General features: G+C 67.0%; 23 protein-coding genes. 6 read left to right on the top strand and 17 right to left on the bottom strand.

Going from position 1 to position 25,331, the window contains the following annotated elements; all coding sequences use genetic code 11:
• Nucleotides 1-5 precede the first annotated feature (5 nt).
• Complete coding sequence (locus LGY53_RS41560) at nt 6-1,085, top strand: quinone-dependent dihydroorotate dehydrogenase (protein WP_225732177.1); 1,080 nt, start codon at nt 6-8, stop codon at nt 1,083-1,085.
• 79 nt (nt 1,086-1,164) lie between these two features.
• On the opposite strand, the gene LGY53_RS41555 is transcribed toward LGY53_RS41560, so the two are convergent.
• Nucleotides 1,165-1,521 (bottom strand): hypothetical protein, encoded by a 357-nt coding sequence (locus tag LGY53_RS41555; protein WP_225732176.1) that lies wholly within the window; start codon nt 1,519-1,521, stop codon nt 1,165-1,167.
• The gene (locus LGY53_RS41550; RefSeq protein ID WP_225732175.1) at nt 1,518-1,805 is read right to left on the bottom strand and encodes a hypothetical protein; all 288 of its coding nucleotides are present in this window, start codon (nt 1,803-1,805) and stop codon (nt 1,518-1,520) included. Before LGY53_RS41550 ends, LGY53_RS41555 begins: the two co-directional genes overlap by 4 nt.
• 305 nt (nt 1,806-2,110) lie before the next feature.
• Here LGY53_RS41550 and LGY53_RS41545 point away from each other — a divergent pair, with 305 nt between their 5' ends.
• Nucleotides 2,111-3,094 carry a PfkB family carbohydrate kinase gene (locus LGY53_RS41545; protein WP_225732174.1) on the top strand — a complete coding sequence of 328 codons (984 nt, stop codon included), beginning with the start codon at nt 2,111-2,113 and terminating at the stop codon, nt 3,092-3,094.
• Nucleotides 3,095-3,263: 169 nt separating this feature from the next.
• Nucleotides 3,264-4,778, top strand: a complete 1,515-nt coding sequence (locus LGY53_RS41540; protein WP_255665038.1) for a PfkB family carbohydrate kinase — start codon at nt 3,264-3,266, stop codon at nt 4,776-4,778.
• A 143-nt stretch (nt 4,779-4,921) separates the two neighbouring features.
• On the opposite strand, the gene LGY53_RS41535 is transcribed toward LGY53_RS41540, so the two are convergent.
• On the bottom strand, nt 4,922-5,773 hold the full coding sequence (locus LGY53_RS41535) for a hypothetical protein (protein WP_225732173.1): 852 nt from the start codon (nt 5,771-5,773) through the stop codon (nt 4,922-4,924).
• On the bottom strand, nt 5,770-6,183 hold the full coding sequence (locus LGY53_RS41530; RefSeq protein WP_225732172.1) for a hypothetical protein: 414 nt from the start codon (nt 6,181-6,183) through the stop codon (nt 5,770-5,772). The genes LGY53_RS41535 and LGY53_RS41530 overlap by 4 nt, the downstream gene beginning before the upstream one ends.
• Nucleotides 6,184-6,640: 457 nt before the next feature.
• Here LGY53_RS41530 and LGY53_RS41525 point away from each other — a divergent pair, with 457 nt between their 5' ends.
• On the top strand, nt 6,641-8,467 hold the full coding sequence (locus LGY53_RS41525; RefSeq protein ID WP_225732171.1) for a long-chain fatty acid--CoA ligase: 1,827 nt from the start codon (nt 6,641-6,643) through the stop codon (nt 8,465-8,467).
• A gap of 50 nt (nt 8,468-8,517) precedes the next feature.
• Here the strand turns inward: LGY53_RS41525 and LGY53_RS41520 are convergent, their stop codons facing one another.
• The 3 genes from LGY53_RS41520 to LGY53_RS41510 form a co-directional block, all read right to left on the bottom strand.
• Nucleotides 8,518-9,051 (bottom strand): YbhB/YbcL family Raf kinase inhibitor-like protein, encoded by a 534-nt coding sequence (locus tag LGY53_RS41520; protein ID WP_225732170.1) that lies wholly within the window; start codon nt 9,049-9,051, stop codon nt 8,518-8,520.
• 14 nt (nt 9,052-9,065) lie between these two features.
• Nucleotides 9,066-10,421, bottom strand: a complete 1,356-nt coding sequence (locus LGY53_RS41515) for a M20/M25/M40 family metallo-hydrolase (RefSeq protein ID WP_225732169.1) — start codon at nt 10,419-10,421, stop codon at nt 9,066-9,068.
• Nucleotides 10,422-10,489: 68 nt separating this feature from the next.
• On the bottom strand, nt 10,490-11,038 hold the full coding sequence (locus LGY53_RS41510) for a GtrA family protein (protein ID WP_225732168.1): 549 nt from the start codon (nt 11,036-11,038) through the stop codon (nt 10,490-10,492).
• Nucleotides 11,039-11,135: 97 nt separating this feature from the next.
• On the opposite strand from LGY53_RS41510, the gene LGY53_RS41505 reads away from it, so the two are divergent.
• Nucleotides 11,136-13,598, top strand: coding sequence for a beta-ketoacyl synthase N-terminal-like domain-containing protein (locus tag LGY53_RS41505; RefSeq protein ID WP_225732185.1), 2,463 nt, complete (start codon nt 11,136-11,138; stop codon nt 13,596-13,598).
• Nucleotides 13,599-13,688: 90 nt separating this feature from the next.
• Here the strand turns inward: LGY53_RS41505 and LGY53_RS41500 are convergent, their stop codons facing one another.
• The 9 genes from LGY53_RS41500 to gmd form a co-directional block, all read right to left on the bottom strand.
• The gene (locus LGY53_RS41500) at nt 13,689-14,063 is read right to left on the bottom strand and encodes a hypothetical protein (protein WP_225732167.1); all 375 of its coding nucleotides are present in this window, start codon (nt 14,061-14,063) and stop codon (nt 13,689-13,691) included.
• 138 nt (nt 14,064-14,201) lie between these two features.
• On the bottom strand, nt 14,202-15,533 hold the full coding sequence (locus tag LGY53_RS41495) for a cytochrome P450 (RefSeq protein WP_225732166.1): 1,332 nt from the start codon (nt 15,531-15,533) through the stop codon (nt 14,202-14,204).
• A gap of 28 nt (nt 15,534-15,561) precedes the next feature.
• Nucleotides 15,562-16,839, bottom strand: a complete 1,278-nt coding sequence (locus tag LGY53_RS41490) for an NAD(P)/FAD-dependent oxidoreductase (protein WP_225732165.1) — start codon at nt 16,837-16,839, stop codon at nt 15,562-15,564.
• On the bottom strand, nt 16,836-18,401 hold the full coding sequence (locus LGY53_RS41485) for a glycosyltransferase family 87 protein (protein WP_225732164.1): 1,566 nt from the start codon (nt 18,399-18,401) through the stop codon (nt 16,836-16,838). The genes LGY53_RS41490 and LGY53_RS41485 overlap by 4 nt, the downstream gene beginning before the upstream one ends.
• A 36-nt stretch (nt 18,402-18,437) precedes the next feature.
• The gene (locus tag LGY53_RS41480; protein ID WP_225732163.1) at nt 18,438-19,592 is read right to left on the bottom strand and encodes a nucleotide disphospho-sugar-binding domain-containing protein; all 1,155 of its coding nucleotides are present in this window, start codon (nt 19,590-19,592) and stop codon (nt 18,438-18,440) included.
• Nucleotides 19,589-20,785 carry a class I SAM-dependent methyltransferase gene (locus tag LGY53_RS41475; protein WP_225732162.1) on the bottom strand — a complete coding sequence of 399 codons (1,197 nt, stop codon included), beginning with the start codon at nt 20,783-20,785 and terminating at the stop codon, nt 19,589-19,591. Before LGY53_RS41475 ends, LGY53_RS41480 begins: the two co-directional genes overlap by 4 nt.
• Nucleotides 20,786-21,733, bottom strand: coding sequence for a GDP-mannose 4,6-dehydratase (locus LGY53_RS41470; RefSeq protein WP_225732161.1), 948 nt, complete (start codon nt 21,731-21,733; stop codon nt 20,786-20,788).
• 1 nt (nt 21,734) lies between these two features.
• Nucleotides 21,735-23,003 (bottom strand): class I SAM-dependent methyltransferase, encoded by a 1,269-nt coding sequence (locus LGY53_RS41465; protein WP_225732160.1) that lies wholly within the window; start codon nt 23,001-23,003, stop codon nt 21,735-21,737.
• Nucleotides 23,000-24,022: a GDP-mannose 4,6-dehydratase gene (gene gmd, locus LGY53_RS41460; protein ID WP_167475063.1), complete on the bottom strand. Its 1,023-nt coding sequence runs from the start codon at nt 24,020-24,022 to the stop codon at nt 23,000-23,002. Before gmd ends, LGY53_RS41465 begins: the two co-directional genes overlap by 4 nt.
• Before the next feature lie 85 nt (nt 24,023-24,107).
• On the opposite strand from gmd, the gene LGY53_RS41455 reads away from it, so the two are divergent.
• Nucleotides 24,108-24,866 (top strand): polyprenol monophosphomannose synthase, encoded by a 759-nt coding sequence (locus LGY53_RS41455; RefSeq protein ID WP_225732159.1) that lies wholly within the window; start codon nt 24,108-24,110, stop codon nt 24,864-24,866.
• A 45-nt stretch (nt 24,867-24,911) separates the two neighbouring features.
• Here LGY53_RS41455 and LGY53_RS41450 read toward each other — a convergent pair whose 3' ends face one another.
• Entirely contained in the window at nt 24,912-25,325 is a 414-nt protein-coding gene (locus LGY53_RS41450) for a hypothetical protein (protein ID WP_225732158.1), read from the bottom strand.
• Nucleotides 25,326-25,331 lie beyond the last annotated feature (6 nt).

The following is a 25,331-nucleotide window of genomic DNA, read 5'->3' as shown; positions in this document are numbered from 1 at the left end:
ATCCGATGTACGCACTGCTGCTGCGCCTGATGTTCCTGCTGCCGCCGGAACGCATCCACCATCTCGCATTCGCCGCGATGAAGTTCGCCGCCTGGTTCCCGCCGCTGCGGTGGGTCGCGGCCCGGCTGCTCGTCGCCGACGATCCGATCCTGCGCAATTCCGCGTTCGGCGTCGAATTCCCGGCGCCGCTCGGTTTGGCGGCCGGCTTCGACAAGGATGCGGGCGGCGTGGATGCCTGGGCCCCACTGGGTTTCGGATTCGCCGAGATCGGCACCGTCACCGCGCGGGCGCAGCCGGGCAATCCGGCGCCGCGGCTGTTCCGGTTGCCCGCCGATCGCGCGCTGATCAACCGGATGGGATTCAACAATCACGGCGCGGAGCAGGCGGCGCGGCGGTTGCGGCGCAGGCGCGCGGGCGGCGTGCCGATCGGCGCCAACATCGGTAAGACCAAGGTCGTCGAACCCGCCGACGCCGCGGGCGATTACGCGATCAGCGCGGCGTTGCTCGGCCCGCTCGCCGATTTCGTCGTGGTGAACGTCAGCTCCCCCAATACGCCCGGCCTGCGCGATCTGCAGGCGGTCGCCTCGCTGCGGCCGCTGCTGCAGGCGGTGCTCGACGAGGTGCAGGTGCCGGTGCTGGTGAAGATCGCGCCCGACCTGTCCGACGACGATATCGACGCCGTCGCGGATCTGGCCGTCGAACTCGGGCTGGCCGGAATCGTCGCCACCAACACCACCATTCGCCGCGACGGCCTGCGCACCGATCCCGCCGAGGTGGCGGCGATGGGCGCGGGCGGCCTGTCCGGTCCCCCGGTCGCCGACCGCTCGCTCGAGGTGCTGCGCAGGCTCTACCGCCGCGTCGGCGACCGGCTGGTGCTGATCTCGGTCGGCGGTATCGAAACCGCCGACCAGGCGTGGGAGCGCATCCTCGCCGGCGCCACCCTGCTGCAGGGCTTCACCGGATTCATCTACGGCGGACCGTTCTGGACCCGCCGCATCCATCGCGGGCTCGCGGAACGCCTGCGCGCCAACGGGTATCGCAGCATCGCCGAGGCGATCGGCGCGGAGCACGCCGCGCACGCCTGACTCCGCGACGCATAAGCCTCGAGCTTCTGGCACACGTAATAACCTGCGCGAGAAGCCGATCGCTGTGCGCGAGCCACCGTCAGCGGTGGGCGAACGGCGGCTCGATGACGCGGCGACGATCGACCAGCGGTGGTACCGGTTCGGTCTGCACGCGCGCGGCGATTCGCTTGGCCAGCAGGATGATCGCGTGGTCGCGCAGCAGCCCGAGCCGGTCGGCGCAGTCGTCGATCCGGGCCAGCTGCATGCGGTCGTGCACCCGGTCCGGATCGCTGAGCAGTTCGTCGAGTTCCATTCCGGCCGTTGCCTGTTCGCGGGTCAGGCGCCGGTCCGGCAGCCAGCTCAGCCGCCAGGCCCGGTCGGCGCCGGGGGTATCCCTGGCCGCCCATTCCGGGGTGATATCGCTGATGATCGTGGATTCGGTGGTGTAGAGGGTCATGGCGACCTCCTCTGGTTCAGCACGATGACCGCCTGCTGCAGCACCAGCCGCAGCAGGCCCGCGCACCGGGCCGCCCGGGCGAGCCGCAGCTCATCGAGTTCGAAATCCGGTGTGCCGTGGATGATCTCGGCAAGTTCCAGTCCCGCGCGGGCCTGCTGTTCGGTCAGCAGCCGGTCCGGCAGCCAGCTCAGCCGCCAGGCGCGGGCCCATTGATCGGTCAGGCGATCGGCCCGCTCCGGGGTCAGATCGCTGGTCATGTAGTCGCCGGCGAATTCGAGAGCCATGGGCGCTCCCCTCGTGGTGCCGCTGCCTGCGTCCGCCCTGCGCGGCGGAGCCGGATGACCTTTCATCACCAGACCCTCCCGATTCTGGTGTGGCGGGAACCGCCCGAAATCAGTGTGGCATTTGACATCCCGCAGGGTCAATGGATGTCTTTTGCCGTGACACCTTGGTAATTGACAGTTCCTGCTACCGTTAAACCCCGCGAAGGTGGCGGATAAATACGGAACTCGGTGTGCCGAGCCCGATTCCGCGAAACGCTCCTATGCTGGTGGGGGCCAGCGACGTACCAGCTAGGGGGAAGGCGCGCATGACCCCGCGAAAGTCAGGCGGCTACACGGTGATCGGCGACGCGGTCGTCGACCACCTATACCGGACCGACCGGTTGCCTTCCGAATCCCTGCCCGCCCGTGGGCGATTCACCAGTACTGTCGGCGGTCGGGGACTCAACTGCGCGGTCGCCGCGGCCCGGCTGGGCCTGCCGGTGCGGTTGATCGCCGCGGTCGGCGACGACGAGGCGGGCAGGCGGATCCTGGCGTATCTACGGGGCGAGGGCGTCGACATATCGCTGATGAAAATCGTTCCGGGAGAACCGACTCCGGTCGACGCGCTGATCGTCACCAGCAGCGGCAGCACCGGCGCCATCGCACACCGGGACGAGGCGGTGCGGCTGCGCGAGGAGGACATCACCATCCCGGCCGCCCGCGACGCGATCACCTCCGCCGCCGCCGTACTGGTCACCTTCGAGCCGCCGGCGCTGGTCGTCGAGCAGGCGATCCGGATGGTGCACGCGACACCGCACCGCCCGTGGCTGCTGGTGCAGCCCACCCCGCCGATCGGGATGCTCAGCTACTTCCGGCGCTACCTCGCCACCATCGACTTCCTGGTCGGAACCCGCGCCCAGCTCGGCGCCCTGGTCCCCGGATGCGCGCCGTCGGCCGATTTCGACGCCGAGATCGCGCCGTGGCTGCGCGGCCACGGCGTCGGGTATGTCTGTGCCGTCGAGGGACTCGCCTGCCGCGTTCGCTCCGCCGGACCGGCGCTCGATATTCCCCGGCCCGCCGCGGCGGTGCTGGCCGAAACGCCCGGTGCGCGTTCGGCTTTCCTCGCCGCGCTGACGTACCGGCTGAGCCGCGTCGGACGTCCCGGACGTGCGGATTTCGAGTGGGCCACCGCGGCGATGGCGGCGAGCCAGTCGTTCGGCGAGCTGCCCGACGCAATGCCGCTGGCGGACAAGATCGATCGGATCGCGGCACTGCCCGGCGCCGCCGAGCCGACGCCGGAGATCGTCTGAAACGGTCGGCGGCGCAGCACGTTCCGCCGATCGCGTCATTTGCCGCCGGGTCGGGTCAATTGCCGGGATATAGTGGTAATTGACGATTCCCTATTCGGTGAACCTGGTGAATGCGGTCTATCCTGAGCCGCGGCGCAATGCGGCAGTGACGACCACACGGAGGCATGGCATGGTCCCGCAGGACTCGGGCACGATTGCCATCCGCAATATCCTCACCCGGCTGTGCAAACGCTCGGGCCTGAGCTCGGATCGCCTGCGCACCACCGAGATCGATGTCAAACCGCTGCTGGAGCTGCCCGCCGTACGCCGCTACGCCGAGTCCGAGGGCATCGACCCCGCCGAGGCGGTGCTGCCGGTGGTCCGCGAGCTGGCCCGCAAACTCGGCCCGACCAACCGGGTGATCGCCGACGCCGAACTCACCCTCGGCCTGCTCCGCGAAACAGACTGCACCGGAATCGATTTCGATCGGCTCTACGCCGCGGACCTCGGCGAGCGGCGGGCGTATCTCACCGACAACTGGCGCGGCCTGCACGAGGCCGTCGCGGCCGAACACATTCCGCCCGCACCGACGGTCCGCTCGCTGCGCGCCACCCCCGAGCGGCGAGCCTTCACCGCACTTGCCGGACTGCTCGCGCTCGACTCGGGATATCCGGCCGTCGGCGCGGAAGCCGCTACCGCGCCGCTCAATTCGGGTGCGGCGGGCGTCGTCACGGTGGTCGGCGAGGCGGTGATCTATCACATCTACCGGGTCGACGATATTCCCCGGGCCGGAGCCGCGATCGCGGGCCGGTTCGACGACCACCCCGGCGGAAAAGGGCTCAACCGGGCCATCGCCGCCGCCCGGCTCGGGCTGCGGGTGCGGTTGGCCTGCGCGATCGGCGACGACGCGGGCGGGCGCCGGATCCTCGATCTGCTGCGCGGCGAGCACGTCGACCATTCGCTGATCCGGACGGTCACCGACGCGCCGACACCGGTGAGCGCGATGATGGTGACCCGCACCGGAACCGCGGCCCTGATCACCGCCACCGATCAGCGCATCCGGATCGACCCGCGAGACCTGGCGCTGCACGACGCCCTCGCCACCTCCGACGTGGTGATCCTCACCTTCGGCGGGCAACCCATCGAAATGGTCGAGCAGGTACTCGAATTGATCCGGCAGTTGCCGAATCCGCCACTGCTGGTTGTCCATCCGGCGCCGCGGGTCGAGCAACCGCAGTACCTGATCCCCTACTTCGGCGTCATCGACTATCTCATCGGCACCCGCGCCGAACTCGCGGATCTGCTGCCCGCCACATTCTCCGGCTACGACACCGCCGACACCCAACGCGATTTCGACACCGATACCGCACCCCGGTTGCGCGCCCTCGGCGTCGCGACGGTCTGCGCCATCGAGGGTTTCGCCTGCACCGTGCGCTCCGACGACGTGAACCTCGACATCGCCCGCTCACCCGTCGCGCTGCTGGAGGAATCCCCCGGCGCCCAAGCCGCCTTCGCCGCCGCCCTCGCCTACCGCCTGATCACCACCGGCCGCACCGCCGAACGCCGCGACTTCGAATGGGCCACCGCCGCCATGGCCGCCACCCAATCCTTCGGCGACATCTCCGGCGCCATGCCCACCCTGCACGACATCGACCGAATCGCGAACCTCGAATCCCGCAAGGTGACCCGGCCGCACGCTGGATGACGCCGTTCCCGCGAAAGACTCGCGGTCCCGCACCCGCCGGGGCCGTGCGCGAGCCGGGTTCGTCACCTGGCCGGTAATGCCGATCACGACCGCGGTGGGCGCACAGCAGCGCTCACCGCGGTACGTGATCGCGCCGACGCGTGTCAGGTGACGATAACGATGGTTACATCGTCGTTCGTATTTCCGGAGGGGGTAGCCGTGCCGACGGGCGACAATTGCTTACCTGGCAGATAGAAAACATCCTGGACCGCACCGAGAGCGTCGAAGGAAGCCAGTTTGGCATTCAGTTGATCCTGCAACGCGGTCATTCCGTCCCGAACTGCCGGGTCCAGCTCATCATGAATTTTACCGGTCTTCTGGCCGCCGTCGACCCAGCACTCCCAGTCGGCCACCCAAGCGCGAATATGATTGGCACCGTCCACGTACAGCTGCACGTTGTAGGTCATCGACGCGTGATAAGTCGACCACGGCCACGGCAGATCCACCAACAGCGGCTGATAGATCCGTAGATACGTCTTTTCCTTGTCGAGCCACTGATTATCCGTCGGAAACATATTCCACGTGAGCAGCGGATTACCGTCCCTGGATGCCCGGCTGCCACTCAGACGCTGATCCAGGAAAGTGTTCCACTGGTCGCGCATCTGCTCCACGAAAGAAACACGGAATTCGTTGCGTCCGCGATTCCGCGATGCGATCAACAATGCGCTCTGCGCGGGGCCGGTGTGCCAGAAGGTGGCATTGCCGTCCTCACGATCCTTACTTATCTGAAAATAACCACCATCGTAGCGGGCGGTGTCGAAAATTATCAAATTGAAGTCCGCGTTACTGCAGGACTCCGTGCCGGAGGAGATCGAATCGAGCAGACCGTTGCTCGCCAGATCGGCATATTTGATCTGGTGATACCGGTCACCGATGCCGAGCCCGGCGAGCAGTGAAGTACCGGTCAGGTTCGGTCCGCTGTACAGATAGGCCGAGCCGAGAATGCCGCCGCTCATCGCTGGTTCCCCCGCGTCAGATCCGTAACGAATTCGGTCGGATAAAGCGACCGGATGACTTGCGCATGCGCCGGATTCCGGCTGAGTTCGTTGAACAGCTGCATCGTTTCCACCAACCGATCATGAGTCGGCTGTTCGGTCACTCGCTCGATGGCCCGGTTGACGATGTCCTCTATCGGCACCTGATTTCCGACGAGAGCTCGCACCCACTGCGGTAGCCAAAATCCCTCTTCGGGCACGAATTCGCGCGCTGTCGACATTGTCGCTTCCAGCGGAGCGGCACGCCCACCCCGCACGCCACCGGCAAAACTCTCGTTACGTTCGACTGCCACAATTCCGACGGTCTCCGGTCCCCGTGCCGCGTCGAAGCCGCCCTGCTGCGGCTCACCATTATTCATGACGTCTGTCATGTCCCTCCCTCTCCTTGCTCTCGAACCGTGTGAAACGGCCCATATCCAAGGTTTCGTCAAAAATAGGTGCCGGCGCAATCACAGTTCCGCTCAACGAACCAACCCTCGGCTACCAATGACCGGCGCTGCCGACCGACTCACATCAACGGCGAGTCGTGATTACCTGATTTTCCTGATTCAACCGCGCCGAATGCATTCAACGGCCGCCGAAGGAGTAGTTTGATTTCTTGGCGGGAATCTCCGACCACAGCCGGGACGAACTCCGTCGACCGCCCGCTCGGACCGTTCGTCCGGACCGCGCAGACCCCTCGCCACCTGGCCGGTAATGCCGACCACAACCGGGGTGGCCTGGCTATTCTGAGTGAGCCGCGCCACTCGGCACCTGGTTGTCCCTCGTAGGTCGTCGTGTGGTGCGGGGTGCCGAGGTTCGGTTCACCTCAGATACCGGGACAAGGATATGACGACAGCAGATATCGGTTACGTGCACGAATCGGGTAAAACGGTCTATACCGTGCCCGAGGCGTTTCAGGAGACCACGAAGTTGCGGCCTGGGCAGGTCGCGCTACGGACGGTCGGCGGGACCCAGCAGATCACCTGGCGGGAGTACGGCGAGCGGGTCGAGGCACTGGCGGCCGGGCTGGCGGCGCTCGGCGTCGGGCACGGCGACACGGTGGGCATCATGCTCACCAACCGGCCCGAGTTCAACCTGATCGATACGGCCGCACTGCATCTGGGCGCCACTCCGTTCTCGGTGTACAACACCAGCTCCCCCGAACAGATCAACCACCTGTTCACCAACGCGGCGAACCGGGTGGTGGTCACCGAGCAGCGCTTCCTCGATGTAATCCGTTCGGCCGGAGTGGAACTCGATCACATCATCGTCGTCGACGGACCGGCCGAAGGCGCGTCGACGCTGGCCGATCTCGAGGCGAATCCGTTGCCGGACTTCGATTTCACCGCCGCATGGACCGCGGTGCGGCCCGATGATCTGGCCACGCTGATCTACACCTCCGGCACCACCGGCCCGTCCAAGGGGGTCGAGGTCACCCACCGCAATGTGCTGGCCCAGGTCGCCGCGCTCATGAACGGGCCGTTGCGGGTCGGCTTCGACGACCGAGCCGTGTCGTACCTTCCCGCAGCGCATGTGGCCGACCGCATCTCCGCGCACGCCACCAACCTGCTCACCGGCATGCAAATCACCACTGTCCCGGATCCGCGCGAGGTCGCGGCCGCGCTGCCCGACGCCCGCCCCACCACTTTCTTCGGTGTGCCGCGGGTGTGGCAGAAGATCAAAGCGGGCCTGGAGGGCAGGCTCGCGCAGGAGCCGAGCCCGGTCAAGAAGGCGCTGGCCGGGTGGGCGATCGACACCGGAATCGCCGCGGCCCGAGCCGATCTCGCGGGCGGCCGCGGTCGGTTGCTGGCGCTGCGGCACAAGGTGGCCGAGGCCCTGGTGCTGTCCAAGCTGCGCCACGCCATGGGGCTCGACCAGCTGAAGGTCGCCGCCTCGGGCGCCGCGCCGATCCCGCCGGAAACCCTCGAGTACTTCCTCGGGCTCGGCTTCACCGTCACCGAGGTGTGGGGCATGTCCGAGACCACCGGCGTCGGCACCTACACCGAACTGGACAAACCCCGGCCCGGCTCGGTCGGCCGAGCCGTCGATGGGATGGAGCTGCGCCTCGCCGACGACGGCGAGGTGCTGGTGCGCGGCCCGATCGTCACCCGCGGATACCGCAAGATGCCCGAAAAGACCGCGGAGGCAATCGATTCCGAGGGCTGGCTGCACACCGGCGATGTCGGGACGCTCGATCCCGACGGCTACCTGCGCATCGTCGACCGCAAGAAGGAGCTGATCATCAACGAGGCGGGCAAGAACATCGCCCCCTCCAATATCGAGAACGCGGTGAAGGCCGTGTCGTCGCTGGTCGGCCAGGTGGTCGCGGTGGGCGATGCCAAACCGTATATCGCGGCGTTGATCGTGCTCGACCCCGACGTTGTCGCGTTGCGCGCCAAGGAACTCGGCATCACCGACGCCGATATCGCCGCCATGGCCCGGCACCGCGAACTCGTCGACGAGGTGGCCGCCGCGGTGCGCGCGGGCAACGCCAAACTGTCGCGGGTGGAGCAGATCAAGCGGTTCACGGTGCTCGCCGCGGTCTGGGAGCCGGGCGGCGACGAACTCACCCCGAAGATGTCACTCAAGCGCAGCCCGATCGCCGCCAAATACGCCGCCGAGATCGATGTGCTCTACGCGAAGGAACCGCCGGAACACGTGGTCAACGTCTAGCCGTGGCGCAGCTGCGGCCCCGAGCCGAAAGCTCAGGGCCGCAGCTGGTTTCACTGCTCGTAGGTGCCGATGAGGGTGGCTCGCGCCAGGGTGTGCGAGAACAGGTTGAAGCCGAGGAAGGCCGGGCTGGCGTTCGCGTCGACCTCCAGCCGCTCCACATCCACCGCGTGCACCACGAAGAAGTAGCGGTGGTAGCCGTGGCCGGGCGGCGGGGCCGCGCCGACGAATCCGTTGAAGCCGCCGTCGTTTCGCAGCTGCACCGCGCCCTCGGGCAGCACGCCGCCCTCGCTGCCCGCACCGCGCGCCAGCGAGGAGACGCTTGCCGGGATGTTCGCCACCTCCCAGTGCCAGAATCCGGATGCGGTCGGGGCGTCCGGATCGAAGACGGTGACAACGAAACTCTTTGTCTCCGCCGGGAATCCGGACCAGGACAGCTGCGGCGACACATCCTTGCCGCCCGCGCCGAATACGCCGCTCACCTGATCGTTCGATAGCGGCTGACCGTCGGTGACGTCCTCCGAGGTCACCGTGAAGGACGGTACCTGCGGCAACGCCGCGTAGGGGTTGTACGAATAGTCGGGCACGACAGGTCCTTTCGCTAGCTGTTCAGTAGGAAGTGTTCCAGTACGCGGGTTCCGAATTCGAGCGACGCCACCGGAACCCGCTCGTCCACCCCGTGGAACAGCGCGGAGAAGTCCAGCTCCGGCGGCAACCGCAGCGGCGCGAAGCCGAAGCAGCGAATTCCCAAGCGCGCGAACGCCTTCGCATCGGTACCGCCAGAAAGCATATAGGGCACGGTGCGGCCGTCCGGGTCGTGGGCGAGGATGGCGTCGTTCATCGCGTCGACCAGATCACCGTCGAAGGTGGTCTCGTAGGATTCCAGGTTGGTGATCCACTCGCGCTCGACGTCCGGGCCGATCAGCTCGTCCACCTCGCGCAGGAAGGCCGCCAACCGGCCGGGTACCACGCGGCAGTCCACCACCGCCTCGGCGGTCTGCGGGATGACGTTGGCCTTGTAGCCGGCCTGCAGCATGGTCGGGTTCGCGGTATCGCGCAGGGTGGCGCCGATGATCCGGGATATGGTGCCCAGCTTGGCCAGCTGCCCGTCCAGATCCGGGCTCGCCGGATCGAATTCCAGGCCGCTCTCCTCGGCCACCGCGGCCAGGAATTCCGCCACCGAATCCGAAATCACAAGGGGGAAGGTGTGTTTCCCGAGCCGGGCGACCGCGTCGGCCAGGATGGTCACCGCATTGTCCTCGTGCAGGAACGAGCCGTGCCCGGCCCTGGCCTTGGCGCGCAGCCGCATCCAGCCGAGCCCCTTCTCGGCGGTCTCGACCAGATAGAACCTGCTCTCGGTGCCGTCGCGGCGCGGCACCGTCAGCGAGAAACCGCCGACCTCGCCGACCGCCTCGGTGACACCGGCGAACAGGTCGGGCCGGTTGTCCACCAGCCAGTGCGAACCCCATTTGCCGCCGTTCTCCTCGTCGGCGAGGAAGGCGAATACGATATCGCGCGGCGGCACCGTGCCTTCCAGCTTGAACTGCCTGGCCACGGCCAGCATCATGCCGACCATATCCTTCATATCGATGGCGCCGCGGCCCCACACGTAGCCGTCGCGGACCGCGCCGGAGAAGGGGTGCACGCTCCAATCGGCGGCCTGGGCGGGCACCACGTCCAGGTGGCCGTGCATCAGCAATGCACCGCGATTCGGGTCGGCGCCCGCCAGCCGGGCGAATACATTGCCGCGTCCGGGCGCGCCGGATTCCACGTATTCGGTGGTGTAACCCGCCTGGTGCAGCTGGTCGGCCACCCACTGGGCGCATTCGCGCTCGCCCTTGGTGGTGGCCAGCTCGCCGGTGTTGGAGGTGTCGAACTGGATCAGTTTGCTGACCAGTTCCACCACCTCGCCGACGGCGCGCGAGTTTCGGTTCGGATCTTCGACGGTTGCGGACACGTACCCTTTCCTACCATCTGGCGTGTCGCGCGACGCGCCGATCCCGGCACGCGGGGCCGCTCCGGCACTCAGTCCGGCTGCGTGGCGGGCAGGCCCGAGTCCAGATCTGGCTGAGCGGAAATCACGACGGCCGGTCGCGCGGCCGGGAAGACGAATCGGACGAACGCCCAGAAGCGGAAGACCATGCCCAGCGCCGTTCCGACGAGCTGCGCGGCGACGAAATCGGCCACGTTCTGGACGAACGGCGACACCTGCGGCACCTCGAGATGTAACACGTACCGCGACACCCACAGCGGTGCGGTGTTGATCGCGATGGCCAGGAAACTCACCAGATAGAACAGCGCAGCCTCGTGGTGGGTGCGCCGCCCGCCCCGCGCGTCGAAGGACCACAGTTTGTTCAATATGTAGGAAAGCGTGATCGCCGCCAGCACCGCGATCACCTTCGCGGTAATCGGATGCGCTTGCAGCACACTGCTCTTCAGAGTCAGGAAGACCGCCGTGTCCAGGCTGAACGCCGCGGCGCCCACCGCGGCGAAGCGGATGAGCTCACGCCGCCGCGTTTCGCTCCGCAGCGCGGACGTCAGCCGGGCGAAAACAGGGCGTTTGTGAAACTGCACAGGTACAGTGTCATCCGGATTCGGTTACCCCACAACAAGATCGATCGATTCACCGCGAAATCACAGTCGCGGCCCGATCGGGGCAGGTGAGACAGTGATGCAACCCGTTGCCGTGATCGGCATGAGCTGCCGCTTCGCCGGGGCGGCCGATTCACCGGAAGCGCTGTGGCGCATGCTGATCGACGAGGTCGACGCGGTGGGCGCGCCACCACCCGGCCGCGGCACACAGCCCGGCGCCTATCTGCCCGATGTCGCCGGATTCGACGCCGAATTCTTCGGTATCACCCCGCGCGAGGCCACCGAGATGGATCCGCAGCAGCGCCTCGCCCTCGAACTCGCCTGGGAGGCATTGGAGGACGCCGGAATCCGGCCCGGCGCCGCACCCGATACGGCGGTGTTCTTCGCCAACAAGTTCAACGACTATCGGGCGCTGAAAATCGCCCGCGGCGTGCCGCCCAATCCGTTCACCAGCACCGGCGACGTGGAAGGCGTTATCGCCAACCGGATTTCGTATTTCCTCGGCTTCGACGGGCCGAGTACGACGGTGAACGCCTCGTGCGCTGGCTCGCTCGTTGCCGTCCATCTGGCGTGCCAGGCCCTGCGCGCCGGTGAATCCTCGCTCGCGCTGGCCGGTGGGGTGCAGTTGAATCTGATCTCCGAGACGACGGACGGCCTGGCCCGGCTCGGCGTGCTGTCGCCACGCGGACGCTCACACACCTTCGACGCGACCGCCGACGGATACGCGCGCGGTGAGGGCGGCGCGGTCGTCGTGCTGAAACTCCTCGCCGACGCGTTGCGAGACGGTGACCGGATCTACTGCACGCTGCTCGGCAGCGCCACCAACAACAACGGCCACCACCACACCATGCCCGCCAGCAGTTCGACCGGACAGGAGCAGTTGCTGCGCCGGGCATGCGCGGCAGCGGGCGTCGATCCGGCTCGGGTGGATTACCTGGAGGCGCACGGCACCGGCACCGCGGTCGGCGATCGAGCCGAAATCGTTGCGCTCGGTGCGGTTTACGGCGTCGGCAGGGAGGCCGACTCGCCGCTGATCATCGGATCGGTGAAGGCGAATATCGGCCACACCGAGGCCGCCGCCGGACTCGCCGGGCTGGTGAAGGCGGCATTGGCGCTGTGGCATCGGCGAATTCCGCGCAGCCTTCATTTCGACCGTGCGGCAAGCGATCTCGGCGCGTTGGGGTTGCGGGTGGCCGATACGGCGCTGGCGTGGCCGGAAACCGGGCGGCCCGCGCGAGCCGCGGTGAGCGCGTTCGGATTCGGGGGGTCGAATGCGCATGTGGTGTTGGAGCAGGCACCGGTGGGTGCTGACGGACGGTCCGGCAGCCTCGGCGAGCGGATCGACGGTAGGACCGAGTCTGCGGACAGCGGAGTAGGCCAGCACGCGCGTTGCGAGGGCCCTACCGGACGGACCGGAGACCTCAGCGAGGAGATCGACGATAGGGCCGCATCCGCGGACAGCGGAGCAGTCCAGCACGCGCGTAGCGAGGGCGCTGCCGGACAGACCGGCGGACTCGGTGAGTGGATCGCCGGTGGGGCCGCATCTGCGGGCGGCGAATTAGTCCAGCACGCGGATGGCGCTGCCGCGCATCGAACGAGCCCACTCGGGTCCGCGGATCGGCTGCTGGTGGTGTCCGCCCGTACCGAAGCGGCGCTGCGGGCGCAGGTGCGGCGGTTGCATGAATACCTGGCGGATCGCCCCGATATCCCGCTCGACGATATCGCGCACACCCTTTGTACGAGAACGCCTTTTGCTCAACGTCTTTCGTTCGTCGCGGACAGCACGGCGGCCTTCGTCCAGTTACTGGGCGAACAGCTCGCCGCCGACGCGACGGAACCCGGCGACGCCGAGTTGGCCCCGCTCGCCGCTGCGGCACTGCGACCGGGGAGCGTGTCGCGCCGCGATGTGCTCGCCGCCGTCGGCGCGCTGTTCCGGCGTGGTATCGAACCCGATTGGGCTGCCGTGAATCCGGAAGGCCGCGTCGTCTCGCTGCCGACGTATCCGTTCCAGCGGCAACGGTATTGGGCCACCGACGCCCTCGATTCCGTTGCGGACGAGCCGGTCTCCACCGCTGCGGCTGAACGGATTCGGATCGGAAGTTCTTCTCCCCCAGCTGGTTCCGTCGACATAGTCGACGAACGTGCACTGCGTGACCTCGTCGCCGCGGAACTCGCCGCGGTGATCGGTGTGCAGGCCGCCGCGATCGACAGGCGGCAGAACTTCGACCGGCTCGGCGTCGGGTCGGTCCATGCCGTCGAGCTCAGCGGCAGACTCTCCGCGGAACTCGATACGACCGTACCCGCGGCCATCATCTGGGGATGTCCGACCGTCGAACTGCTCGCTGCCGAGCTCGCGCGGCGACTGCTTGCGACACCGGCTGACCAGACCGTCACCAAGCCCCTGCCGGGAACCGCCACCGACCCCACCGGCTCGGGCTCGGCGGCCGCCGAGCCCGCACCGCGAACGACCGTCGAGCCAGCGGAAGAGGATCCGCTCTCGATCGAAGAGCTCCGCACACTCGGCCGAGAACTCCTGGGCTGATGCGGTCCGCATATCGATGCCGCGTTCAGACATATGCTGATAGGCCGGGTGTTGCCCGGCGGCACGAGCCTGCCGCCGCGGTAACACCGTCTACAATCCGCACGCCTTAGGAACAGCGTCGAGCGAACTCTGGAAGGCCGGATCCTCGAACACCCTGTCCAGATCCGAATCCGACGCGGCAGCCACCCGATTCAGTTGTGCCACAGCGGCATAGAGCGCGCTCTTCACCGCGCCTTCGTCCGCGTTGGCGGCGGCCTCGGCGAATTTCGTTGCCTCGTCGGCGAGCAGCGCCTTGAAATCCGCCATGTTGTCGATGCCACGACCGAGCTTATGAGCCTTGATGGCCGCATCCCAGACCGCCTTGCAGGTCACCTCATCGCTCACCGCGCTCGCGGGCCCGGCAACGGCGGTGCACCCGCCGACCACTGCCGCCAGCGTCATCGCGGTGAGAATCGTTCTGCGCATCCGATATTCTCCCTCTCCACGGAGCGGCGCCCCGAGCGGAGAGTATTCCTATCAGCGGCCGCGGCGGACGGCAAGGCGAATCCGTCAAGGACACATCATCTTCCGATCATTCCGCAGCCGCATAGGGCCGCACTCCTTTCAGTCTCGACGCACCGGGCGGATCCGGATTCCGTGCTCCGGCCGCAGGTTCACCGAGGCCAGCGGTACCACCTGGTGGGCCGGGTCCAGCTCCAAGCGGAACCGTTGCACGGTCATGGCGAGGATGAGCACCATTTCCGTCATCGACAGATCCTTGCCGAGGCAGATGCGTGGGCCGCCGGAGAACGGGAAGTAGGCGAATTTGTGGCGGTCGGCCACCTCGGCGTCGGCGAAGCGCTCGGGGCGGAAGGCCGACGGATCGTCCCAGAGTCGCTTGTCGCGGTGAATGTAGTACATGCACAAGGTGACTCGCGCGCCTGCGGGGACCTCGTAACCGCCGATCACGTCGTCGGCGATGGGGGTGCGCTCGACGATCCAGGCGGGCGGGTACAGCCGCATCGTCTCCTCGATCACCATGCGGCAGGAGTCGAGTCGGCCGAGGTCGGCGAAATTCGGTGTGCGCGTATCGAGCACATCGCGCACCTCACTCGCCAAGCGCTCCTGGATCTCCGGATGCAGCGCCAACAGGTAGCAGGCCCAGGACAGCGCGTTGGCCGGGGATTCGTGCCCGGCCACGAGCAGCGTCTTGATCTCGTTGAGCAGATCCTCCTCCCGCATGCTGTTGCCGTCCTCGTCGCGGGCGCGCACCAGCGCGGTCAGCACATCGGCGGTTTCACCGCCGTGCCTGCGCTCGTCGATGAGATGGCGCACCACGGCGTCGAGTTCGCCGACCTTGCGCGCCACCTGGCGGGCCTGCGGCGTCGGGAACGATTGCGGCAGCTTCAACGGCGCGTTCACCCGTTTCATGATGAACGCGAACGCCGCCCGCATCGCCTCGGTGACCTGCGTTGTGTCCGTGGACAAGTCGATGCTGAACAGGATGCGCCCGGTCACGGCGAGCAGCAGTTCCACGTAATCGGCGTAGATGTCCCGGAATTCGCCCGCCGCACCGTCCCAGCGGTCCAGCAGGGCTGCCGCGCTGTCGGTGATGCTGTCGGCGAAACCCTTGACATGCGAATGGGAGAACGCCGGATGGATCAGCTTGCGCTGTTTGCGCCAGTACTCCAGGTTGTTGGTGGTGAGCTGGCCGTCACCGAGCAGGATGCTGAACTCGTCGTAGATCGGGCTCTTGCGATAGTTGGTGTAGTTGTCCTTCAGGACGTATTCCGCCATAGCCGGATCGGCGATCAGGTAGACCAGCATGGGTCCCGCCTTCACCCGGACCACGTCCCCGTAGCCGCCGAGCAGCGCGCCGACGGTGCCCAGCGGATCCTTGCCGAGTTTCGGTAGCATGCGGCCGGTTTCGACCAGGCCGGGCCCAGGTGCCTTCATCGAGTTGTCTTCTTTCTGAAAGGTGCGGTCACCGCAGCAATTTCGCGTGCGCGCGCAACTGGTTGGTGTAGTCCTGCTTCTCCACCACCAGCGGGTAGCCGTCGGCGTTGTAGAGGCGCAGTCCCGCATGGAGATTCGGCTGCGGGTTGTGCGTCACGTGGTCGAACCGGGTGGCCCGGGCGGGGTTCTCCGCCTTGGTCACCAGATACTCGGCGACCAGATCGGCCTGCTGCGAGTAGATATCCCAGTGCGATCCGATCGGCCGCACCATCCCGACCACGAACAGGCCGGGTGTGCCCGGCGGAAAGATGTTGAGGTACAAGCCCGGTCGCGGACTGTCCGCCGCCCAGCGCAGGTGCGCGCGGTCGACCACCGGGTACGACGGGACGAAACCCGTTGCCAGGATCACCATGTCGACCTTCTCCTCGCTGCCGTCGGCGAAGGTCACCCGATCGTCTTCCAGGGCGGCGATATCCGGTCTCGCGGTGATGTCGCCGTGCGAGTAGTAGTGGTGCAGTTGATCGCCCAGCATCGGGATGACGATGCCGTCGGTGAAATCCGGCACCGGCAGGCCCACCGCCATGGACCGCCGCCGCAGATAGCCGAACAGCGCCTGGAACGCGCGCCTGCGCAGCGGTCGCCACATCCGCCCCTGCAGCAGGGTGTCGGTCGGACGGCCGAGCAGATATTTCGGCATGCAGTAGAAGCCGCGCCTGCTGCTGTGCAGGGTCTGCGCCGCGTTCACCGCGCAGTCGGACAGGATATCGGCCGCCGACTGGCCCGCGCCGACCACCAGCACCCGCTTACCCAGGATCTGATCCGGACCTCGGTACTCGCTCGAATGCAGTACGGGCACAGAGCTGTTGCCGGGGATGTCGATGCTGCGGGCGGTGTGGTCGACGCCGGTGGCGATGACCACACCCGCGTAGCTGGTGCTGGTGCCGTCGCCGAGTGTCACCGTCCAGCCGTCGTCGCCGGGTTCGATGCGGCGCACCTCGGTGTGCAGCCGGATCCGCGGCCACAGCTCGTATTCGTCGGCGAACGCGTGCAGATAGCGCAGCACCAGTTCGTGCCCCGGATAGTCCGGGTAGTCCGCGGGCATCGGGAACCCCGGAAATGCCTGCACCCCTTTGGAAGCGATCAGGTGGGTGTTGCGGCTGACCGGTGAGCCCGCGCGCCGCGCGTCCCAGATGCCGCCGATTCCGTCGGCCGCCTCCAGCACCTCGAAGTCGATGCCGCGCGCGGCGAATGCCCGCGCGGTCACCAAACCCGCTGCGCCGGCGCCGATTACGCAGTATTTACTCATGCGGCGCCCACCGGAGCCGGTTTCGGTGCGTCGGTGTTCGGCGCCTCGACCGCGCCGGTCCCCTTGCTCGCGCGCAGCGAAAGCGCGAAACACGCTATGTAGATGATGAATTGGCCGATCAGCGTGAAGTAGACGTTCGGCGTGTAGAGCGCGACGATCAACCAGGCCACCGAAAGTACCGCGATATTCCGCTTACTGGTCCGCATCAGCCCGGCGTACACGGCGAACAACCACACCGCGCCCACCGCGATATACACCCAAGGACCGAACGGGGCACGGAAGGAGGCCAGCGTCAGCACGCCGAGCCAGACCGCGAGAAGTTCGGCGCGGAAACGGGATCCGTCCGCGCCGGCGCGCAGCCGCCGCTGGATCCGCACCGCGGTGACCACGATCAGCACGAGTAGCAGCAGGGTGTAGATGTTGGTGATCAGCCGGGCCGGGCCGTGCGGGTCACCGATATTCCAGCCCATGATGTTCGCCTTGTACGGCAGCCCGAACGGCGAGTAGTTCACCAACTGGTTGGCCCGCTGCACCAGCACGAATTCGTGGAATTCGCCGCTGGCCAGCTTCGACCAGGTGCCGTCGGACAGGAACAGTTTCCACGGCTCCCAGCCGAAGATGGCCAGCGTGAGCAGCGAGTAGATACCGCACCACACCGCGGTCCAGATCGCGGGCCGCCAGCGCCGCTGCACGACGAGATAGGCGAGCAGGATCACCGGCGACACCTTCGCGACGATCGCGAAAGCCAATGCCGCGCCGCCGAATATGTTGCGCCGCAGGTGGAACAGCGCCATCGCGGCCGCCGCGCCGACGTACAGCACCAGCACGTGGATATTGCCGATCTGCAGGGTCGCCAGCGTCGGCAGGCTCAGCCACACCACCGGTGTGAGCGCCGCGATCACACCGCCCTGCTTGCCGCCGACCCAGCGGGCGATGGCCAGCATCCCGATCAGCACCAGCCCCACGTAGAGCGCGTAGTAGAGCGCGCGCAGCGTCGCGAAATCATGGCTGAACAGCAGCAGGAAGCGGGGCAGCAGCAGGAACGGCGGCGGGTACAGGTAGGCGTCGCGATCCTGCGGTACCACGCTCGGCAGCACGCTGTCCGCGGCGGCCGAATCGTAGCGGTGGATGTTGTACAGGTTCGCCGGATCGTGCTCCGCCACGAGGGCGCCGCTGATGTAGCCGGTCAGGTGGCTCTTCTTCACCAGGAAGTCGTCGTTGGGCGACAGCGAGGAGCTCACATTGTTCGCGTCCAGGATGAACTGGGTGACCCGGGCCAGCATCACCACCACGATCAGGATCACCACCGTCCACAGCACCTTCACCAGGATCGGCCGCGCACGCACCACCTCGCGCCACTCCGCGGGAATCCACGGCACCATGACCAGGAAAAGCACTGCCGCACACAGCAGTCCGAGCACCCCGGTAAGCGGGCCCGGCGATCCCGCGATGGCCAGCAGGATCATCACCAGCGGGGTGAGGATGCCGACGATGAAGACGGCATACATCGCCGCGTAATAGTCGAGTGACCCGCGGAACCGGGTCCATGTCCTGGATATCATCTGCAAAACCTGCTGTCTTCCAACGCTTTCTGGGTGTTATCCGGCGCGCGGCGCGACGATCCGCGCCACCACCTCATGCGGGCTGGGCGCGGCCAGGATGTCGCGGCCCACCTGCTCGGCTCCGTCGCGGAACGCGCTGTCGCGCAGCAGATTCGCGATGCTGTCGGTCAACGCGTCGATATCCGCCTGCGCCGCGGCGTCCACCGCGGCCAGCCCGGCCCCGGTCCTGGTGATGCCGCGGGCGTAGTCGAACTGGTCGAACATCTGCGGCAGCACCAGCTGCGGTACGCCGTAGCGGCAGGCGGTGAACCCGGTGGTCGAACCGCCGTGGTGGATCAGCAGGTCGCAGTCGGGCAGGAACAATTGCAGCGGAACGTCTTCCACCACCCGAACACCGTCCGGCAGCGCGCCGACCGACGCCCGGTCGGCCGCCGAGAGCGTGACGATCACCTCGGCGTCCACCCGGCGCACCGCGTCGAGGATGGCGAGCAGCGGCCTCGGTCCGGTCAAGCTCAGCGTGCTGCCGCCGAGGCAGACCGCGATCCGCTTGCGCCCCTCGGTATTCCGGTGCCATTCGGGCAGTAGGCCGGTGCCGTTGAACGGGATGAAGCGCAGCGCCGTCCCGGCGGGCGCATCGGGCGCCTGCAACGATGCCGGGCAGATATCCAATATCGCCGCCGGATCAGCCAGGGCCGTACCGGATTCCGCCGCCAAGGCCGCGGTGCGCTCGGCGAAGGGTCCGCCGGTCGGGTCGACACCCCACCGATGCACCAGCACCGGAAGTTCCAGCGCCGCGCCGAGCGCGCGCCCCACGGTCGCCAGCGGATCCGACAGCACCATGTCGGCGCCCCAGTCCTTGGCCACCGCCACGTACGCGTCCAGGTACTGGCCCGCCTGCCCGAACCAGCTCTGCGCGGCGAAGTGCCACATACCCTGTCCGGTCGGCTGATCCCGGTCGGCGAAGACCGGCGCCGGGAACATGCTCGGATTCACCGCCTTTCGCAGCTCGTCCATCGGCACCTGTAGCTCGGGCAGATCGGCCGCCTGCAGGCCCGACCGCAGCGCGGTGGCGGTGGCGTCCCGGCGGGCGGCGACGAGCACATCGTGGCCGGCGAGCCGCAGCGCCCAGCAGAACGGCACCATCGCGAGCAGATGTCCGGTCGACGGTGTCGGTACCACAAGAACTTTCATGCCTGCTCCCCCTCCTTCGGCTTCATCCACTCCATCGGGTTGGTGTGTCTCGGCACCCATGACGGCGCGGATTGTTCCCCGTTGCGGCGCTTTTCGATGACCGCCAGGTTGTGGTAGAAGTGCGCGGCGCCGATCCATTCGTCGTGCGGGCGGCTCTCGCGAGCGGCGTCCTGTTCGAAGTCCTGCCGATGTAGCGCGTCCACCAGGGTTTTCAGGTAGCCGATGGAGGTCGACGCGTCGTCGAGCCGGGTACTGCTGCCACCCCAGCCGGACCAGTACGAGGTCTGGGTGTCCTCCACCACGTACAGCCCGCCGGGCCGCAGGTGGGCGAACAGCGCCTCGAAGGAGGTGATCACATCGCCGCTGATGTGGCTGCCGTCGTCGATGATGATGTCGAAAGGCCCGAGCGCCGAGCCCAATTCGTTCAGGAACGGGGCGTTGCCCTGGTCACCCCGCAGCGGTTGTAGGCGGGGTTCGGCGATGCCGGACTTGTCGAAGTAGTCCAGCCCGAACACCAGGCCGCGCCGGAAGTACTGCTTCCACATGCGCAGCGAGGCGCCGCCGACATTCGGCGCCGTGTAACCGCCGATGCCGAGCTCGAGCACTCGGACCCGGCTGTTGCGCAGCGGCTCGAAATGCCGCTCGTAGTGCTGGGTGTACCAGTGCCCGCCCCATTTGTCCGAGCCGTACCGCAGCGAGAGCGTGTTGAGGTCGTAATGGTAAGGGCTACAGGCGGTCACGATCTGGTCGGCGGCCACGCTCGCGGCCTCGCGGGCGACCCGGAACGGATCGTCGGGTGCGAAGCTGGCCGGGCCGGGCTCATCCTTCAGCGTGATCGCGCGGGTGGCGCTCACCGCGTCCGGCGGGCCGTAGACCGCGCGCAGCAGCTCCACCAGGTCCTGGCGCACCACCAGCCACGGATCGGCCAGCGTGCCGGGCCCGACCGCGGGATCCTCGGTGCCGAGGGTGAGCAGGTAGTCGAATTGCTTTCCCTCGTAGGTCAATTCGAAGACGGCGGTGACCGGTTGGGTCGGCGGGTTCGCGGTGCGGGCGCGCCAGGCGATCTCGATCAGCACCGCCTCGGCGACGGCATCCGCGCCGATCTCGCCGAGCCGGGCCGCGGATTCCTCGTAGACCCCGTCCGCGATCGAGATCAGCTGGGCGGCAAGGACATTCTCGTCGTTCAGGTTCACTCATCCATCCGTTCCGCCGGCACGCACCGGCCTCGATTCCGCCTGTGGGCGCACGCCCTCGGCCGCGAGCATGGCCCGGACCATGCCCAGGAAATCCACCGACGGCGTCCATCCCGTTCGCGCGCGCAGCCGCCCGGCATCGCCGACGAGCGGCCGCTGCTGCCTGGTCAATACCGAAGGGCTTTCGCGCACATAATGTTTCCAGTCCAGCCCGGCCAGCCCGAAGGCCGCCGCGCAGAATTCGGCGACGGTGTGCCGTCGCCCCGTCGCGACGACGAACTCGTCCGGTTCGTCCAGGGCCAGGATCCGGGTCATCGCCTCGACGTAATCCGGGGCGTAACCCCAGTCGGCGCCCGCGTCGAGCCGCCCGAGCACCAGCTCGTCCGCCTCGCCCCTGACTATCCGCGCCACGGCGCGCACGATCTTGCGGGTGACGAATTTCTCGGCCCGCAAGGGTGATTCGTGGTTGAAAAGAATTCCGGCCGAGGCGAACAGTCCGCGTGCGCGATAGGCGCGGCAGGCCAGCAGGCCTGCCGCCTTGGTCACGCCGTAGATCGAGGACGGCCGCAGCCCGGTCTCCTCGGTACACGGTGTGCCGTCGCCGGCGCCGAATACGTGCGCGGATGCCGCGTAGAACAGCCGGGTCCCGGTGCGGTGCCGCTCGATCGCCTCGGCGAAATGCTGCACCTGCATGGTGTTCACCCGGTGCGACGCCGCCGCGAGCGTACGCGGCTCGGCCGGCGGGTCCTCCGACGAATGCTGCACGGCCGCAAGCAGATACACCTGCTCCGGCCGCTCCTCGGCGATGAGCCGATCCACCGCGTCCGGATCGGTGATATCGACCGGCCCGCCCCGGCTCAGCCCGAGCACCCGGCGGCCACGGGCGGCCAGCAGCTCCGACAGCAGCCTGCCGTCCTGCCCCGCCGCACCCGTGACGACAACCGTCATCTCACACCACACCCAACTCCGGCAGTGGGAACACCAGCCGCCCACCGGATTCCAGGAACTCGCGCTCCCGCTCCACCAGCATCGTGCGGAAATGCCATGGCAGCACGAAGAACTGGTCCGGCGCCTGCGCCCGCGCCTCGGCCTCCGGCACGATCGGAATGGCGGTGCCGGGGGTGAACTTGCCGAACTTGTCCGGGTTCACCTCGGCCAGGCACGGCAGCTCCGCCGGGCCGATACCGCAATACTGCAGCAGCACATTGCCTTTCGTCGATGCGCCGTACCCGAGCGTGCACAGGCCCGCCTGTCGCGATCGGTCGAAGAAGTCGCGGATCCGGTCCCGGTGCTGGTCCACCCGTTTGGCGAAGTCGGCGTACAGCTGCGGCCCGTGCAGCCCGAGTGCGGCCTCCTCCGCGCGCATCCCGGCCAGGGCCGCGGCGTCGGCGTGCGCGGGCGTGCCGTGCTTGGCGAGCGTCAGCGCGAAGCTGCCGCCGTTGACGGTGTTGCGCTCCACCTCCAATACCGTGAATCCGCTGCGGCGGGCCATCCATTCGATCTGATCGAGGGTGTAGTACTCCAGGTGTTCGTGGCAGATGGTGTCGTAGGAGGTGGTGGCCAGCATGGCGGGCAGGTAGCTCTGCTCGAGCACCCAGATGCCGTCGTCGGTGAGCGCATCGCGCACCGCCCGCATGAACCCGAGCGGATCGGGCACGTCGTAGAACATGGCCACCGAGGTGATCACCTTGGCGCGCTTGCCGTTCAGCGCGTCGGCCACCGCCGGGGTGCCGAAGAAGCCGGGCACCACCCGCAGGTGCGGCGGGTAGAACTCGCGGAACTTCGCCGCGAGCGGATCGATGCCGACCACCGATGCGGCCCCCGGCGGGTACCACTTCAACAGCGTCGCATCGTTACTGCCGATATCGATCACGAGATCGTCGGGGCTCAGGTCGATCCTGGCCCGGATCCTGGCCACCCGGTGCCCGAGGTGGTCGATCATCGACCGGTTCAGCCCGGAGCGGTATCCGTAACCGGCGGAGTACATTTCGTCGAAATTCGCGGTGTGGCGCAGCTGCACCAGGCCGCACTCGTCCGGGTCGGCCGCGCTCGGCTCGGGGCGCACGCAGCGCACCAACTCGAGCGGGTAGCGCGGCACATCCGCCGCGTCGGCGGCCGGGAACACCCCGGTCAACGCCATCGTGCCCAGATCGACGACCGTCTCCAGCCGGGTGTTGCCACACACCCGGCAGCGGTCGATGGTCAGCGCTTCCGTCACACGTTCTCCATATCGTGGGCGACCATCAGCTGCACCAGTTCGGTGAACGTGGTGCGGGGCTGCCAGCCGAGCTTCTCCTTCGCCTTGGTCGGGTCGCCGGTCAAATGATGCACCTCGGCGGGCCGGAAGTAGGTCGGATCGACCTCGATCAGTACCCGCGAGGTGCGCCGGTCTATCCCCTTCTCGTCGAGTCCGGTGCCCTCCCAGATCAATTCGACGCCCGTCGCGGCGAAGGCGACCTCGCACAGTTCGCGCACGCTGTGCGTCTCACCGGTGGCGATGACGTAGTCGTCGGGTTCGGGCTGCTGCAACATCATCCACATCGCCTCGACATATTCCTTGGCGTACCCCCAGTCCCGGCGGGCGTCCAGGTTGCCGATGTAGAGCTTGTCCTGTTTGCCCTGGGCTATCCGGACCGCGCCGCGGGTCACCTTCCTGGTGACGAAAACCTCACCACGCCTGGGTGATTCATGGTTGAACAGGGTGCCGTTCACGGTGTACATGCCGTACGCCTCGCGATGGTTCACGGTGATCCAGTAGGCGTACAGTTTCGCCACCGCGTACGGCGAGCGCGGATGGAACGGCGTTGCCTCACTGAGGATTTCGTCTTTCAGCCCGCCGTACAGCTCCGATGAGGACGCCTGGTAGAACTTGGTGGCGATTCCGGTCTTGCGGATCGCGTCGAGTATCCGCAACGTGCCGATCGCATTCGTCTCGGCGGTGAATTCCGGAATCTGGAACGAGATGTGCACATGCGATTGCGCGCCGAGGTTGTAGATCTCACACGGACGCACCTCTTCCAGGATCCGATTCAGGCTGCTGGAATCCATGAGATCGCCGTAGTGCAGCATCAACCGGCGTTGCGAATGGGTGTCCGAATACAGGTGATCGATGCGATCGGTATTGAAATTCGAGGCGCGCCGGATTATTCCGTGTACCTCGTAACCCTGCTGCAACAGAAATTCGGTCAGATATGACCCGTCCTGGCCGGTGATACCGGTTATCAAAGCTTTCCGCATCAAACCTCCAACCAGAGACTAACTCTTGCCGATCTTGTTGGGAATACCTGTTTTTCGGCAACCCGAGCCATTAGAATTCCGTTGCATGAGCACGGCCTCCGAAAGAACTTTGATCATGATTCCGACGTACAACGAGCGGCGCAATGTGGGGCCATTGCTCGCGCAGATCCTGGAACAGGGCACCGATTTCGATGTCCTGTTCGTCGACGACAACTCCCCCGACGGCACCGGCGAACTCCTCGACGACCTGGCCAAAGAGCATGCGCCGCGTATTCACGTGCTGCACAGGGCCGGTCGTCAAGGCGTCGGTTCCGCGCATCAGGCGGGAATCCACTGGGCATATTCCGAGGGCTACCGGAATCTGATCACGATGGATTCCGATTTCGCGCATCCGCCGTCCTATCTGCCCGCGCTGCGCGCCGCCGCGGCGGGTTACGACGTGGTCGTCGGATCGCGGTATCTGAAGGAGGACAGCCTCGATGACTGGACCCCGTTCCGCAAGATGCTCACCCGGGTCGGACATTTTCTCACCGTCACCCTGCTGCGGATGCCGTACGACGCCACCGGCGCATTCCGCTACTACCGGTTGAGCACTGTTCCGGCGGGCGCGTTCGAGTTGGTCCGGTCCACCGGTTACTCCTTCTTCTTCGAAAGCCTCTACATCCTCAATGCGAACGGCTTCCGCATCGCCCAGATTCCGATTCACGTGCTGAACCGGACCGCCGGCGAATCGAAGATGCGCACCCGCGACGTGGCGACCAGCGTCCGCTTCCTTTTGACGCTGTGCGCGGAGAAGTATCTGCGGCCCGCCCGCCACCGCGTCAGCGCGCCCGCACACGATTGATCCGTTCTGCCGGCCGCCCGATTACCGCAACACGTTCCGTCGACATCACCCGTCGCCTTCGAGCGTGTGCGGTAGCGGCGCGACCTGCACGATCGGCGGATCGCACTCGTCCCACGGCTTGGTCAGCATGGCGATGAACGTCAGCGGCGTGATCGAATACACCGTGTGCATCACCCCGATCGGGGTGCGGGTGCAGATGCCCTTGGAGACGTGGATGAATTCCTCCGGGCAGTCCGGATCCTCGTAGTCGTCCTTGGTCACCAACACCCCGGTGCCGTCGACGAACAGCAGATACTCGACAAAATGCGGGTGGTAGTGCAGGCCGCGGACCTTGCCCGGATGCATGTAGATCAGGTTGAACTCGAGCAGCGGTTCCGGCGGCACCCAGGTGAAGATGCCGCCGCGGCCGTCCCGCACGGTGTCCAGATTGCAAGTGGGCGTGAGGACTTCGATCTTCATAGGTAT

It is taken from the genome of Nocardia sp. JCM 34519.1 (genome assembly GCF_020361265.1).
In the GTDB taxonomy this organism is placed as follows: domain Bacteria; phylum Actinomycetota; class Actinomycetes; order Mycobacteriales; family Mycobacteriaceae; genus Nocardia; species Nocardia arthritidis_A.
Note: the sequence above shows the minus strand (reverse complement) of the source record. Positions and strands in the feature narration are given on the sequence as shown.

Coding starts and splice junctions, on each gene's coding strand:
- LGY53_RS41485 (WP_225732164.1), bottom strand. CDS start 18,401: ATGATATCCAGGACATGGACCCGGTTCCGCGGGTCACTCGACTATTAC.
- LGY53_RS41470 (WP_225732161.1), bottom strand. CDS start 21,733: ATGACGGTTGTCGTCACGGGTGCGGCGGGGCAGGACGGCAGGCTGCTG.
- LGY53_RS41495 (WP_225732166.1), bottom strand. CDS start 15,533: ATGAAGGCACCTGGGCCCGGCCTGGTCGAAACCGGCCGCATGCTACCG.
- LGY53_RS41455 (WP_225732159.1), top strand. CDS start 24,108: ATGAGCACGGCCTCCGAAAGAACTTTGATCATGATTCCGACGTACAAC.
- LGY53_RS41500 (WP_225732167.1), bottom strand. CDS start 14,063: ATGCGCAGAACGATTCTCACCGCGATGACGCTGGCGGCAGTGGTCGGC.
- LGY53_RS41535 (WP_225732173.1), bottom strand. CDS start 5,773: ATGAGCGGCGGCATTCTCGGCTCGGCCTATCTGTACAGCGGACCGAAC.
- LGY53_RS41550 (WP_225732175.1), bottom strand. CDS start 1,805: ATGGCTCTCGAATTCGCCGGCGACTACATGACCAGCGATCTGACCCCG.
- LGY53_RS41545 (WP_225732174.1), top strand. CDS start 2,111: ATGACCCCGCGAAAGTCAGGCGGCTACACGGTGATCGGCGACGCGGTC.
- LGY53_RS41490 (WP_225732165.1), bottom strand. CDS start 16,839: ATGAGTAAATACTGCGTAATCGGCGCCGGCGCAGCGGGTTTGGTGACC.
- LGY53_RS41480 (WP_225732163.1), bottom strand. CDS start 19,592: ATGAAAGTTCTTGTGGTACCGACACCGTCGACCGGACATCTGCTCGCG.
- LGY53_RS41505 (WP_225732185.1), top strand. CDS start 11,136: ATGCAACCCGTTGCCGTGATCGGCATGAGCTGCCGCTTCGCCGGGGCG.
- LGY53_RS41540 (WP_255665038.1), top strand. CDS start 3,264: ATGGTCCCGCAGGACTCGGGCACGATTGCCATCCGCAATATCCTCACC.
- LGY53_RS41525 (WP_225732171.1), top strand. CDS start 6,641: ATGACGACAGCAGATATCGGTTACGTGCACGAATCGGGTAAAACGGTC.
- LGY53_RS41450 (WP_225732158.1), bottom strand. CDS start 25,325: ATGAAGATCGAAGTCCTCACGCCCACTTGCAATCTGGACACCGTGCGG.
- LGY53_RS41555 (WP_225732176.1), bottom strand. CDS start 1,521: ATGACCCTCTACACCACCGAATCCACGATCATCAGCGATATCACCCCG.
- gmd (WP_167475063.1), bottom strand. CDS start 24,022: ATGCGGAAAGCTTTGATAACCGGTATCACCGGCCAGGACGGGTCATAT.
- LGY53_RS41560 (WP_225732177.1), top strand. CDS start 6: ATGTACGCACTGCTGCTGCGCCTGATGTTCCTGCTGCCGCCGGAACGC.
- LGY53_RS41530 (WP_225732172.1), bottom strand. CDS start 6,183: ATGACAGACGTCATGAATAATGGTGAGCCGCAGCAGGGCGGCTTCGAC.